This window comes from Nocardia sp. Marseille-Q1738 (assembly GCF_965283145.1).
This window is the reverse complement of sequence record NZ_CBDIMS010000004.1, coordinates 518,944-531,505: the sequence shown is the minus strand read 5'-3', so window position 1 is coordinate 531,505 and position 12,562 is coordinate 518,944. Positions and strand designations below refer to the sequence as shown.

Annotated in this window: 13 protein-coding genes; 10 read left to right on the top strand and 3 right to left on the bottom strand. The window is 68.3% G+C overall.

What is annotated here, in order from left to right:
• Positions 1–7: 7 nt before the first annotated feature.
• On the bottom strand, positions 8–877 hold the full coding sequence (locus ACWPXK_RS19100; RefSeq protein ID WP_454197489.1) for a LysR family transcriptional regulator: 870 nt from the start codon (positions 875–877) through the stop codon (positions 8–10).
• A 148-nt stretch (positions 878–1,025) separates the two neighbouring features.
• On the opposite strand from ACWPXK_RS19100, the gene ACWPXK_RS19095 reads away from it, so the two are divergent.
• From ACWPXK_RS19095 to ACWPXK_RS19075, 5 genes are read left to right on the top strand one after another with little or no spacing between them, the layout of a single operon-like run.
• The gene (locus ACWPXK_RS19095; RefSeq protein WP_454197488.1) at positions 1,026–2,468 is read left to right on the top strand and encodes a form I ribulose bisphosphate carboxylase large subunit; all 1,443 of its coding nucleotides are present in this window, start codon (positions 1,026–1,028) and stop codon (positions 2,466–2,468) included.
• A gap of 20 nt (positions 2,469–2,488) precedes the next feature.
• Positions 2,489–2,911, top strand: a complete 423-nt coding sequence (locus tag ACWPXK_RS19090) for a ribulose bisphosphate carboxylase small subunit (protein ID WP_454197487.1) — start codon at positions 2,489–2,491, stop codon at positions 2,909–2,911.
• Positions 2,901–3,917 carry an AAA family ATPase gene (locus ACWPXK_RS19085; protein ID WP_454197486.1) on the top strand — a complete coding sequence of 339 codons (1,017 nt, stop codon included), beginning with the start codon at positions 2,901–2,903 and terminating at the stop codon, positions 3,915–3,917. The genes ACWPXK_RS19090 and ACWPXK_RS19085 overlap by 11 nt, the downstream gene beginning before the upstream one ends.
• Positions 3,918–3,932: 15 nt before the next feature.
• Positions 3,933–5,027 carry a class 1 fructose-bisphosphatase gene (locus ACWPXK_RS19080; protein ID WP_454197485.1) on the top strand — a complete coding sequence of 365 codons (1,095 nt, stop codon included), beginning with the start codon at positions 3,933–3,935 and terminating at the stop codon, positions 5,025–5,027.
• Between the two features lie 12 nt (positions 5,028–5,039).
• Positions 5,040–5,918, top strand: a complete 879-nt coding sequence (locus ACWPXK_RS19075; protein ID WP_454197484.1) for a phosphoribulokinase — start codon at positions 5,040–5,042, stop codon at positions 5,916–5,918.
• Positions 5,919–5,933: 15 nt separating this feature from the next.
• Here the strand turns inward: ACWPXK_RS19075 and dinB are convergent, their stop codons facing one another.
• A complete protein-coding gene (gene dinB / locus ACWPXK_RS19070; RefSeq protein ID WP_454197483.1) occupies positions 5,934–7,175 on the bottom strand; it encodes a DNA polymerase IV in 1,242 nt (413 codons plus the stop codon).
• 136 nt (positions 7,176–7,311) lie between these two features.
• Here dinB and ACWPXK_RS19065 point away from each other — a divergent pair, with 136 nt between their 5' ends.
• From ACWPXK_RS19065 to ACWPXK_RS19055, 3 genes are read left to right on the top strand one after another with little or no spacing between them, the layout of a single operon-like run.
• Entirely contained in the window at positions 7,312–7,695 is a 384-nt protein-coding gene (locus ACWPXK_RS19065) for a BlaI/MecI/CopY family transcriptional regulator (protein ID WP_040778742.1), read from the top strand.
• On the top strand, positions 7,692–8,639 hold the full coding sequence (locus ACWPXK_RS19060; RefSeq protein WP_454197482.1) for a M56 family metallopeptidase: 948 nt from the start codon (positions 7,692–7,694) through the stop codon (positions 8,637–8,639). The genes ACWPXK_RS19065 and ACWPXK_RS19060 overlap by 4 nt, the downstream gene beginning before the upstream one ends.
• Positions 8,640–8,656: 17 nt before the next feature.
• The gene (locus tag ACWPXK_RS19055) at positions 8,657–9,766 is read left to right on the top strand and encodes a winged helix DNA-binding domain-containing protein (RefSeq protein ID WP_454197481.1); all 1,110 of its coding nucleotides are present in this window, start codon (positions 8,657–8,659) and stop codon (positions 9,764–9,766) included.
• A gap of 112 nt (positions 9,767–9,878) precedes the next feature.
• Here the strand turns inward: ACWPXK_RS19055 and ACWPXK_RS19050 are convergent, their stop codons facing one another.
• Positions 9,879–10,646 carry a TetR/AcrR family transcriptional regulator gene (locus tag ACWPXK_RS19050; RefSeq protein WP_454197480.1) on the bottom strand — a complete coding sequence of 256 codons (768 nt, stop codon included), beginning with the start codon at positions 10,644–10,646 and terminating at the stop codon, positions 9,879–9,881.
• A gap of 97 nt (positions 10,647–10,743) precedes the next feature.
• On the opposite strand from ACWPXK_RS19050, the gene ACWPXK_RS19045 reads away from it, so the two are divergent.
• Positions 10,744–11,703: an ATP-binding cassette domain-containing protein gene (locus ACWPXK_RS19045; RefSeq protein ID WP_454197479.1), complete on the top strand. Its 960-nt coding sequence runs from the start codon at positions 10,744–10,746 to the stop codon at positions 11,701–11,703.
• Positions 11,703–12,527 carry an ABC transporter permease gene (locus tag ACWPXK_RS19040; protein WP_454197478.1) on the top strand — a complete coding sequence of 275 codons (825 nt, stop codon included), beginning with the start codon at positions 11,703–11,705 and terminating at the stop codon, positions 12,525–12,527. Before ACWPXK_RS19045 ends, ACWPXK_RS19040 begins: the two co-directional genes overlap by 1 nt.
• The last annotated feature ends 35 nt before the right edge of the window (positions 12,528–12,562 follow it).

Here is a 12,562-nt window from a genome sequence, read left to right as displayed (position 1 = left end):
AGGCGGATCAGTGGGGGTGGAAGGCGTCGGGTCCGACCTCTTCGGGGTCGAGTAGGTGGGTGAGGAACAGGCGCGTGGTGGGGGTCGGCATGCGGGTGGTGATCGCGTGCCACGGCCGGTCGAGCGGAGTGCCCTCGACCGGGAGGACACGCAAAACGCCGTTCTCGAGGTCGTGGGAGATCGCGTCGCTGTGAATCAGCGTGACCCCCAATCCTTCTCGCGCGGCGGCCAGGACCGCGCCGTGTGATCCGAGGGTCAGGGTGGGTGGTTCGATCCGTAGCTGGTCGAGCAGGCCGAGGGTGGCCTCGAGGGTGCCGGAACCGCGGCCGCGCAGCAGCCAGGTGGCGTGCAGCGGGTCGAGTTCGGGGAGGCCGACCACGACCAGACGGCTCGGCCGCCGGGCCCGCACCACCAGCCCGGTGTCCCGCGGCGGCCGTCCCGCGATGACGAGATCCGTTTCGTGGTGCTGCAATTCGAGGAACAACACATCGCGTGGATGCACCGACAAGCTCAGCTCGATATCGGGAAACCGGCGGCGGAACGACGCGAGCGGGCGCAGCAAGACGTACTCGCCCGCGGTGGCGACCACGCCGATGCGCAGCCGTCCGGTCTCGGCGCGGCGGACGGCCGCCTGCGCCTCCTGCATCAGTCCGAGGATGCCGCGGCAGTACTCGGCGTAGATGCGACCGGCCTCGGTGAGCGCGATGCCGCGCCCGGATTTCGCGATGAGCTTCGCGCCCAGCTGTTTCTCGATGTGCGCGACGGCGGCGGAGACGGCAGCCTCGGTGATGTGCAGTTGCGCCGCCGCCCGGCGGACGCTGCCTTGGCGGGCGACGGCCAGGAATGTTTCCATCCGCCCGGCGCTCACCATACCCATCGAACGACGGTAACAAACTCGATGAATACGTTGAGTATGACCAGGAACAATCAAATTGTTTGTCGGTATCCGGCCCGTCATCCTGGAAATCCCAAGGCACGCCCGTTCGCCCGGGTGCGGGTGTCCCGCAGTGGCAGCAGGAGGAACGATGGCCGAAGAAACTGAACGCGACCGCTGGGATCCGGGTGTCCAATCCTATGCGTCGATGGGCTATTACGCGCCCGACTACCAGCCGTCGGAGACCGACGTGCTCGCCGTGTTCCGGGTGACCCCGCAGCGTGGCGTCGACCCGATCGAGGCGGCGGCCGCGGTGGCCGGTGAATCCTCCACCGCGACTTGGACGGTCGTGTGGACCGACCGGCTGACCGCGCATTCCCGGTATCAAGCCAAGTGTTACCGCATCGACGAGGTGCCCGGACGTCCGGGGGAGTACTTCGCCTACATCGCCTACGATCTCGATTTGTTCGAGGAGGGGTCGATCACCAATCTGACCTCGTCGATCATCGGCAATGTGTTCGGTTTCAAGCCGCTGCTGGCGCTGCGGCTGGAGGACATGCGGATTCCGGTGGCGTACGTCAAGACGTTCCAAGGGCCGCCGCACGGCACGGTGATGGAGCGCGAATATCTGAACAAGTACGGCAGGCCGCTGCTGGGTGCGACGGTGAAGCCGAAACTCGGCCTCTCCGCGCGCAATTACGGCCGGGTGGTCTACGAGGCGTGTAAGGGCGGGCTGGATTTCACCAAGGACGACGAGAACATCAACTCGCAGCCGTTCATGCGCTGGCGCGACCGGTACCTGTTCGCGATGGAGGGCGTGAACCGGGCAATGGCCGAGACCGGCGAGATCAAGGGGCACTACCTCAATGTGACCGCGGCGTCGATGGAGGAGATGTACGAGCGGGCCGAGTTCGCCAAGGAACTGGGCAGTGTCGTGATCATGATGGACCTCACGGTCGGATTCACCGCGATGCAGTCGATGTCGCACTGGGCGCGGCGCAACGGCGTGTTGCTGCATCTGCACCGTGCGGGGCATTCCACCTACACCCGGCAGAAGACGCACGGCGTCAGCTTCCGGGTGCTGGCCAAGTGGTGCAGGCTGATCGGCGTCGACCATCTGCACGCCGGCACCGTGGTCGGGAAGCTGGAAGGCGATCCCGCGACCACCAAAGGGTTCTACGACACGTTGCGGGAGAATCACATTCGCACCGAACCCGCCAACGGGATCTTCTTCGACCAGCACTGGGCGAGCCTGCCCGGCGTGATGCCGGTGGCCTCCGGCGGCATCCACGCCGCTCAGATGCACCAGCTGCTCGACCTGTTCGGTGACGACGTGGTGTTGCAGTTCGGCGGCGGCACGATCGGGCACCCGCTCGGCATCGCCGCGGGCGCGGAGGCGAACCGGGTGGCGCTGGAGGCGGTCGTTCAGGCCCGCAACGAAGGCCGTGACCTGCTGAAGGAAGGACCGGAGGTGTTGCGGAAGGCGGCCGAGATCTGCCGCCCGCTCGATGTGGCGCTGGCGACCTGGGGCGATGTCACCTTCGACTACACCTCCACCGACGCGCCGGATGCCGTGCCGACGGCCAGCCGCTGAGAACCCTTGAAGGACAAGCCATGTACTTGCGTCACGGAACGTTTTCCTATCTGCCGCCGCTGACCGACGAGCAGATCGCCGCCCAGGTGCGGTACGCGCTGCTCAACGGCTGGCCGGTGTCGATCGAATACACCGACGATCCGCATCCACGCAACGCCTACTGGGAGATGTGGGGGCTGCCGCTGTTCGATCTGGACGAGCCCGACGGCGTGCTCGCCGAGATCAACGCCTGCCGGGCAACCTTCCCGCGGCACTACGTCCGGGTGCTGGCCTACGACGCCCGCTACACCAGGCAGACGACGGCGCTGAGCTTCCTGGTGCAGCGCCCGCCCGACGAACCCGGCTTCCTGCTGACCCGCAGCGAGGGCCCGGATCGCCAGCAGAAGTACGGCCTGCACTCGTATGCGACCACCGTCCGTCCGGGAGACCGGTATGGCGGCTGAGCGCAACGGCTCCGGATTCCGTCTGCACCGGCCGGGGGTCGACATCCCCGGCGCGGTGCGGACGGCGCCCGCCGACCCGGAGGCTCCGGAGATCCTGGACGAGGACGCGGTGCTGGATCTGTCGACCGACATCGCAGGCCACGACGTCGAGGAGACGCTGCGCAAGCTGGATGCCGAACTGATCGGGTTGGCCCCGGTGAAGCGGCGGGTGCGGGAGATCGCGGCGCTGCTGCTGATCGATCGGGCCCGGCAGCGGTTCGGGCTGACGTCGTCCCGGCCGACCATGCACATGAGCTTCACCGGCGGCCCCGGCACCGGCAAGACGACGGTGGCGTTGCGTATGGCGCAGATGCTGCATGCACTCGGCTATATCCGGAAACCGAAGGTGCACACGGTGACTCGCGACGACCTCGTCGGCCAGTTCATCGGGCACACCGCCCCGAAGACGAAGGAGGCGCTGGCCAAGGCGGCCGGTGGTGTGCTGTTCATCGATGAGGCCTACTACCTGTTCCGGCCGGAGAACGAACGCGACTACGGGCAGGAGGTGATCGAGATCCTGCTGCAGGAGATGGAGAACGAGCGCACCAGCCTGGTGGTGATCTTCGCGGGTTACCCCGACCGGATGGAGCGCTTCTTCTCCGCCAATCCCGGGCTGTCGTCGCGGGTGGCGCATCACCTGGAGTTCGCCGACTACACGCATGCGGAACTCATGGGCATCGCCGAGCTGATGGTGGCTGCGGAGAACTTCCGCTTCGAGAACGCGGCGCGCGTGGCGTTCAGCGAGTATCTGGAGCGCCGGATGGCCAGGCCCCGTTTCTCCAACGCCCGCAGCGTGCGCAACGCGCTGGACCGCTGCCGGTTGCGTCAGGCCAAGCGCCTGGTGGAGCTGCGCAGACCGCTCACCAAGACCGACCTGATCACGCTGACCGACCGGGATGTGTACGGCAGCAGCGTGTTCACCGACCCCGAGCTACCGGACGGGCCTGCCGCGCGAGCTCCCGCGTGATGAGAACGAGGCGCTATGCCAGAAGGACTGAAGACCCTCACCCGCTACACCATCGAGCAGGAGCACCGCCATCCCGGCTCCTCCGGTGAGTTCTCCGCGCTGGTGAACGTGATCGCGACCGCGACGAAGATCGTCGCCAATCAGGTCACCAGGGGTGCGATCGTCGGATCGATCGGCGCGTCGGAGCCGGACAATCTGCCACCGACGGTGCACCGCAAACTGGACGCGATCGCCAATGACATCATTGTCGCCGAAACCCAATGGACCGGTCATCTTTCGGGGCTGCTGTCGGAGCAGATCAGCGAGATCCACCCGGTGCCCGACGTCCATCGGCGCGGAAAGTACTTGCTGGCGTTCGATCCGTTGGACGGATCGTCGAATATCGACGTGAACCTGCCGGTGGGGACGATCTTCAGCGTGCTCCGCGCACCCGCCCGGGTACGGGGCAAGGGCACGGCGAGCACTCCCACAGCGGACGATTTCCTGCAGCCGGGCGTCGAGCAGGTATGCGCGGGGTTCACCCTGTACGGGCCCGCGACCATGCTGGTGCTGACCACCGGCAGCGGGGTGGACGGGTTCACCCTGGATCGCGAGATCGGTGCGTTCGTGCTGACCCATCCGCGGATGCGTATCCCGGAGGACACCTCGGGTTTCGCGATCAACGCGGCCAACGAGCGGTTCTGGGAGCGGCCCGTGCGCCGCTATGTGCAGGAGTGCCTGGACGGCGTGGACGGTCCGCGGGGCCGGGATTTCAACATGCGCTGGGTGGCGTCACTGGTCGCCGACACCTTTCACATCCTCACCCGCGGCGGGGTCTACCTGTATCCGCGCGACGCGCGGCCGCCCGCGCGCCCGGGGCGGGTCGCGTTGCTCTATGGCGCCAATCCGATCGCGTTCATCGTCGAGCAGGCCGGGGGCGCGGCGACCACCGGCAGTGAGCGGGTGCTGGAGGTGGTGCCGGATCACGTTCACCAGCGGGTGCCGCTGATCTTCGGCTCCCGCAACGAAGTCGAGCGCATCGAGCGTTACCACCGCGAACCCGATGAGGGACCCAGCTTCGACACCTCGCTGTTCGGGACCCGGTCGCTGTTTCGTCCGGCTCGACGCTGAAGAGGAGAATCCATGTCGGTCAAGCATCCCGTCGTCGCGATCACCGGGTCCTCCGGCGCTGGAACGACCAGCGTGACACGGACATTCCAGGAGATATTCCGCCGCGAGGGCATCAACGCGGCCATCGTGGAAGGCGACTCGTTCCACCGCTACGACCGCAACGAGATGAAGCTGGCCATGGCCGAGGCGGAGCAGAACAGCAATCTGCGGTTCTCGCATTTCGGTGAGGAGGCCAACCTGCTGAAGGAACTGGAGACGCTGTTTCGCGACTACGGCGAGACCGGGGTCGGGACGGTGCGCCGGTACCTGCACGACGAGACGGAAGCCAAGCCGTACGGGCAGCCGCCGGGAACCTTCACACCGTGGGAGGAGCTGGCACCGGGCAGTGATCTGCTGTACTACGAGGGCCTGCACGGTGCCGCGGTCACCGCGACGGTGGATGTGGCCCGGTACACCGATCTGCTGGTCGGCGTGGTGCCGATCATCAACCTGGAGTGGATCCAGAAGGTGATCCGGGACAAGACCGAGCGCGGCTACTCGAGCGAGGCGGTGATCGACACCATCCTGCGGCGGATGCCGGACTACGTCACCTATATCTGCCCGCAGTTCTCCCGCACCTACGTCAACTTCCAGCGGGTGCCCACCGTGGACACCTCGAACCCGTTCATCGCGCGAACCATTCCGACGGCGGACGAGAGCTTCGTGGTGATCCGGTTCGCGGACCCGAAGGTCATCGACTTTCCCTATCTGCTGTCGATGCTGCACGACTCGTTCATGTCGCGGACGAACTGCATCGTGGTGCCCGGCGGCAAGATGGAGCTGGCCATGCAGTTGATCTTCACCCCGCTGATCCTCCGGTTGATGGACAAGCGGCCGAAGCGCTCGTACTGAGCGGCCGGGCGGGGTTCAGTCGGGGAGCAGTGGGACCGAAAGGCCCTCGCCGCGGTTGAGTAGGGCGGCGCGGGTTACGGCGCTGGAGCCGAAGCGTTTGCGCAGGTCGTCGAGGGTTGCGTCGAGGGTGTTGATGGCGCGGGGCTCGAAGGGGAGGGTCAGTTGGATGGTGTCGGCGTCGTCCAGGTTGGTCAGCGCCAGGCCGATCAGCGTCAGGCCGCGCTCCTGGATCATCGGCATGGCCCCGGCCAGCAGGGTGCGGGCCGCATGCAGGATCGTGTCGGTGTGGTCGGTGGCCTCGGCGAGGGTGTGTGAGCGGGTGGCACGGGCGAAATCGTCGAAACGCAAGCGCAGCACCACGGTTCGGCACACCCGGTCGGCGGCGCGCAGACGCCTGCCCAGCCGATCGGCGAGGCCGTGCAGGTAGGCCTCGATCTCGTCGGGCGGACGGTGGCGGCGGCCGAGGGCCCGCTGGGCGCCGATCGAGCGGCGGCGCCTGCCGGTTTCCACCCGGCGTGGGTCGCGCGCCCAGGACAGCGCGTAGAGGTGGCGGGCGGCGGCGGGGCCGAGGATCGCCCGCAGCGGGCTCTCGCCCAGCTCGGCCAGTTGACCGACCCGGGTGATGCCGTGCTCGTGCAGCGTGCGGGCGGTGACATCACCGACGCCCCAGAGTCTTTCGACCGGCAGTGGGTGCAGGAAGTCCAGTTCGCCGTCCGGCGGCACCAGCCGCAACCCGTCGGGTTTCGCGACGGCGCTGGCCACCTTCGCGAGGAACTTCGTGCGAGCGATGCCCACCGAAATGGGTAAGCCGACCCGATCGCGAACCTCCGCGCGCAGCTTGTCCGCTATGGTTACCGGCTCACCCGCGATCCGGCGCAGCCCGCCGACGTCGAGGAACGCCTCATCGATGGAGATGCCCTCCACGACCGGAGTCGTGTCGCGGAATATCTCGAAGACCGCCTTGCTCGCCTCGGCGTAAGCGGACATGCGCGGAGGCACCACGATCGCCTGCGGGCACAGCCGGCGCGCCTGACCGCCGTTCATCGGCGTGCGAACGCCGAACGCCTTCGCTTCGTAGCTGGCCGCCAGCACCACGCCGCCGCCGACGATCACCGGCCTGCCGCGCAACCGCGGGTCATCACGCTGCTCGACCGAGGCATAGAACGAGTCGAGGTCGGCATGCAGGATCGATGCGTCCGCCCGCGCGAGAATCCGGGGCCTGCCGGATCGGGAGACGGAGACATCGGACACGAACATATGTTCGCATAGGCCTACGACAGGTGCCGGCTCTACCGTGCGGCCGTGGCCGGATCTACTACTTACCTACGTAGTAATCGGCCCTGGCCGGTACCCTGTCCCCACGACAGGGCACAGCGCGGATGAGGGAGTCGGTATGGTGCGAGGATTCGGGGACCTAGAGGCGGTGATCATGGACCGCATCTGGGATCAGGACGCAGAGGACACAACGGTGCGCGAGATCTTCGACGAACTGTCGGCTCAGCGGGACATCGCCTATACCACGGTCATGTCGACCATGGACAACCTCCACCGCAAGGGCTGGCTGGCGCGCGAACGCGCGGGCAAGGCCTACCGATACTGGCCGACGCTCACCAGGGAGGAGCACAGCGCCCGGCTCATGCTGGAGGCGCTCGGCTCCGGCGGACGCTCGGACCTTGTGCTCAGTCATTTCGTCGACCGGATCAGCGCCGAGGAGTCGGCCGGGTTGCGTGCCGCGCTGCGCAGACTGGCGGCGCGCAAGACACCAGAAGTACCGTGAGCCTGGTCATTACGCTGATGCTGTACGGCAGCGTCGTGGCGACCCTCGGTCCGCCCGTGCTGCGCAGTCTGACCCATCGCGGCATCGCACCGCGCTTGGGCGTGATCGCCTGGCTGGTCGCGATCGTCGGCGCGCTGAGCGCGTGGGGGATCGCGGTGATGCTGGTGACCGTCGAATTCGCCACCTACTGGGGACATCCGAAGGACGCGCTGCGGGCCTGCTTCGCGTTCCTGTGGACGCCGATGCACCTGCACGGCGCCGCGGCCACTCGAGCGGCCACCTTCGCGGCGGCGGCGCTGGTGGCAACCGGCACGGTCGCGCTGGTCGTGCGTGCGTCGCGGGTGGCGTTGCAGATGCGCAGGCGGACCAGCGTCCATGCGCGTGCGGTGCGTCTGGTCGGCAGGAGGGTCCCGGGAATCGGCGCCGTTGTGCTGGATTCGCCGGAGCGACAAGTGTATTGCGTGCCCGGTCCCGACACCATCGTCGTCACCACCGGCGCGCTCGACGCGCTGAGCGCGGATCAGCTCGCCGCGGTTCTCGCCCACGAACGCGCGCACCTGTCCGGCAGGCACGCGGCGTTGACCGCGGTGCTGCGAGCGATCGCCACCACCCTGCCCGGCCTGCGGTTGTTCACCGGCGGCGCGGCCGAGATCGCCAGGCTGCTGGAAATGTGCGCCGACGACAAGGCCGCCGGCGAGCACGGCTCGCTCTCGCTGCTGGGCGGGCTGCTGGCGATCGTCGGCATCGCCGAGCCCGCGCCGTCTGGCGCCCTGGCGGCCGCGGGCACCGCGGTGCTGGCGCGGGCCGAGCGACTGGCCGACCCCGTCGGTGCGCTCCGGTGGGTCACGACCAGCACCGCGCTGGTCGGCGTGATCGCGATGACGGTGGCAGGGTCCGCGCTGACGGCCGTGGTCGTCGCCGGTTTCGGCGCACTGCTGAGCTGAGTGGAAGAGGAGCGCGAGTGCGGGTCACCTGGGACCAGGTCTTCGCGTGGCGGCTGAGCCGTCACTACGTGGAGTCCCGTGCAGACGGCGCGGTCGAGATCGCCGACCGATTGTGCGGGGTGCAGGCGCAGGTCACGTCCGCCGCGGAACTGGCGGTGGCGCTGCGCAGTACGAAGCCGGAGCCGGGCGCGCTGGTTCACGCTCTCGACGATGGCATCCTGATGAAGACTTGGGCGATGCGCGGCACCCTGCACGCGCTGACCCCGGTGCTGGCCGCCGCGTGCCTCGCGCTCATCGGCTCGGCACGGACCTGGGCGAAGCCGTCCTGGCAGAAGAACTTCGGCGCCTCGCCCGCGGAGGTCGCCGCGCTGACCGAGGCAGTCGCCGAGGTGCTCGACGGTGCGGTGCTCACCCGCGAGGAACTGGTGGAGGCGCTGGTGTCCGATCCCGGATTCCACCGGCTCGGTGCGGAATTGCGCTCGGGCTGGGGCGCGTTGCTCAAACCGCTGGCCTGGCAGGGCGCGCTGTGCCACGGCCCCGCCCGGGGCGCCAAGGTGACGTTCACCAGTCCCGCCCATCTGGTCCGTGACTGGCCGGGCCTACCGGAGCCGGATGCCGCGGCGCCCCTGGCGATCCTCGCCTACCTGGGCGCCAACGGCCCGGCGACCCCGGAGACGTTCGACGCCTGGCTCAGCCGCAACAGCCTGCGCAAAACGATGCTGCGGCGGTGGTTCGTCGACCTGGGCGATCGGCTCACCGAGGTCGACGTGGAGGGCCGCCGCGCCTTCCTGCCGACCGACCAGGTGGACGCGCTCGCCGCCACCGCGCCGAACACGTCGGTGCATCTGCTCGGCGCCTTCGATCAGTACGTGCTGGGGCCGGGCACCGGCGACACGATGCTGCTGCCAGCGGCGCACCGGTCGAAAGTGAGCCGCACCGCGGGGTGGATCTCACCGATCGTCGTCGTGGGCGGACGCATCGCCGGCACATGGGAACTCGCCGACGACGCCGTGGAAATCGCCATGTTCGACGGCGCGCCGCTGCCTGAGCAGGGGCTCGACGCCGCCGTCGCGCACATGGCGGTCGCGGCAGGACGCGAGACGCTCACAGTGCGTCCGGCGCGGTAGGTCTGCGGTTCTGGCGAGTGGCACACCATGGAGGGGCTTACTCGCGTTTTGCCGCAGCCGTGTACCACTCGTCGGGCGGGCACATTGGAAGCGGAACTGCTGGGTCAGGGGGTCAGGGGGCGGGCGGCGCCGTGCTGGCACGTTGGGCGACATAATGTTCCAGCCCGTCGAGGATCCGCTGTAGGCCGAAGCCGAAGTGGTCGAAATCAGGGGAGAACGCGTCGTCCGAGAGGGCGGCCATGACGGGATAGCGGCCACTGGCGATGGCTTGGTCGAGCACAGGGACCTGCGCCTGCCAGAATTCCGCGTCGGTCATGCCCGTCTTGCGTTCGGCCTCTTGCTCATACAGCTGCGTGCGGGCGACGCCGAGCACGTAACCGGAGATCATGATGACCACCGAGACGAGTTCGCGATCGGGCAAACCCATCGGCCGGATCGCGCCGAGCACCTTCTCCATGCCTTCGACCGCGCCCGGTCCCAGCACCGGCCGCGACTGGTTCACGCCCGTCAGCCACGGGTGCCGCCGGTACAACGCGAGCGACTCGTAGGCAAGGTTTTCCAGCGCGGCGCGCCATCCGCCGACGGTTTCGGCCGGGCCGTCGACGGGACGCTGCACCTTGTCCAGCATCAGATCCAGCAGTTCGGCCTTGCCGGGCAGGTATCGGTACAGCGACATGGTGCCGGTGCCGAGCTCGGTCGCCACTCGCCGCATGGTCACCGCGCCGAGCCCCTCGGCGTCGGCCACCGCGATCGCCGCGTCGACGATCCGATCCAGGGACAGACCGGGTTTCGGCCCGCGACTCGGCCGGGGGCCCGAGCCCCAGAGCAGGTCGAGGGTGCGGGCGATGTCGCCGCTGCCGCTGGTCTCCGCGCTGGTCATGGAGGTCAGCTTATCCGCTTGGCAAGAAACTGGGTACATTGTACTCTGATCCGAGTACGTTGTACTCAGTTTTGCGTACGTCACGGGAAGGTAAGTAGTGAACGATTTCGCGGTCCTCGCCGAAGGACTGGAAAAGAGATATGGGGACAAGCGGGCCCTGGACGGATTCGATCTGACCGTGCGCCGTGGCACGGTGCATGGGCTGCTCGGCCCCAACGGCGCGGGCAAGACCACCGCGGTGCGCATCCTCTCGACGCTGGTCCGGCTCGACGGCGGTCGCGCCAGCGTGGCCGGGCTGGACGTGACGCGCAATCCGCGCGAGGTACGGGCGCGCATCGGGCTGACCGGCCAGTACGCGGCCGTCGACGAGGTGCTCACCGGACGGCAGAACCTGGAGATGTTCGGCAGGTTGTTCCATCTCGGCGGCCGGCGCGCCGAGCAACGGGCCACCGAACTGTTGGAGCGCTTCGACTTGACCGAGGCGGGTGACCGCGGTGTCGGCAAGTACAGCGGCGGCATGCGCCGCAGGCTCGACCTGGCGGCGTCGATGATCCTCGCGCCGGATGTGCTGTTCCTCGATGAGCCCACCACAGGTCTGGACCCGCGCAGCCGCGGCGAGGTCTGGGAATCGGTGCGCGCCTTGGTCGCCGATGGCACCACGGTGCTGCTGACAACCCAATACCTCGAGGAGGCGGACAAACTCGCCTCCCGGATCACCGTCATCGATCACGGCCGCGCCATCGCCGACGACACCCCGGACGGGTTGAAGAGCACGGTCGGCGGCGACCGCATCGAGGTCGTGGCCGCGGACGTCGCCGACCTTCCCGCTGTCGCCAAGGTGGTGGCGCGGGTGTGCGAGGGCGAGCCGGAGACCGACAACGTCGAGTTGCGCGTGTCGGCGCCGGTCACCGATCGGGTGGCGGCGCTCACCGAGGTCGCGCGCACCCTGCAGGACGAAAGAATCGACGTCGAGGACATCGGCCTGCGCAGGCCGAGCCTGGACGAGGTCTTCCTCCAGTTGACCGGACACCGCACCACCACCGAGGAGGCGGCCTGATGGGCACGATCGATCTCACCCCGAGCCGCTCGCGGTCGCGCGCCTACTGGGCGCTCGCCGATTGCTGGAACATGGTGCGCCGCGGCCTGACCCACTACCAGCGCCAGCCCGTGAACATCGCGTGGCAGCTCGGGTTCCCGATTCTGTCGGTGCTGCTGTACGGGTACGTGTTCGGCAGCGCGATGAGCGTGCCGGGCGGCGGCGACTACCGTAGCTTCCTCATGCCGGGGATGTTCGCGATGACGATGGCCTTCGGGTTCGTCAACACCGCGACGGTGGTCGTCTACGACGCCACCAACGGCGTCATCGACCGCTTCCGCTCGATGCCGATGGCGTCGTCGGCGGTGGTGTCCGGGCGCGGCGTGACCGATCTGATCGTCGCCTGCGCCGAGCTGACCATCCTGATGCTGACCGCCTTGGTGATCGGCTGGCGCCCCGAGGGCGGCGTACTGCGCGGCCTGGCGGCATTCGGGCTGCTGCTGTTGCTGCGATTCGCGCTGATCTGGGTGGGCGTGTGGCTGGGTTTGCTCGTCCCCAACCCGGAGGCCGCGGGCGGACTGTTCGCGGTCGCCTTCCCGCTCACCATGATCTCGAGCATTTTCGTTGCGCCGCAATTGATGCCGGACTGGCTCGGCGTCATCGCGGCATGGAACCCGATCTCGTCCACGGTGGCGGCGACCCGCGAGCTGTTCGGCACGCCGGTGGGCAGCGGTGATTCCTGGGTGGAGCAGCACTCGCTGCTGATGGCGGTGGTGTGGCCGTTGATCATCACCGCGATCTTCCTGCCGCTGGCGGTGCGGCGATTCCAGCGGTTGAGCCGCTGATCCGGGGTCGCGGGTAAACCCGTTCGGCGCCCGGC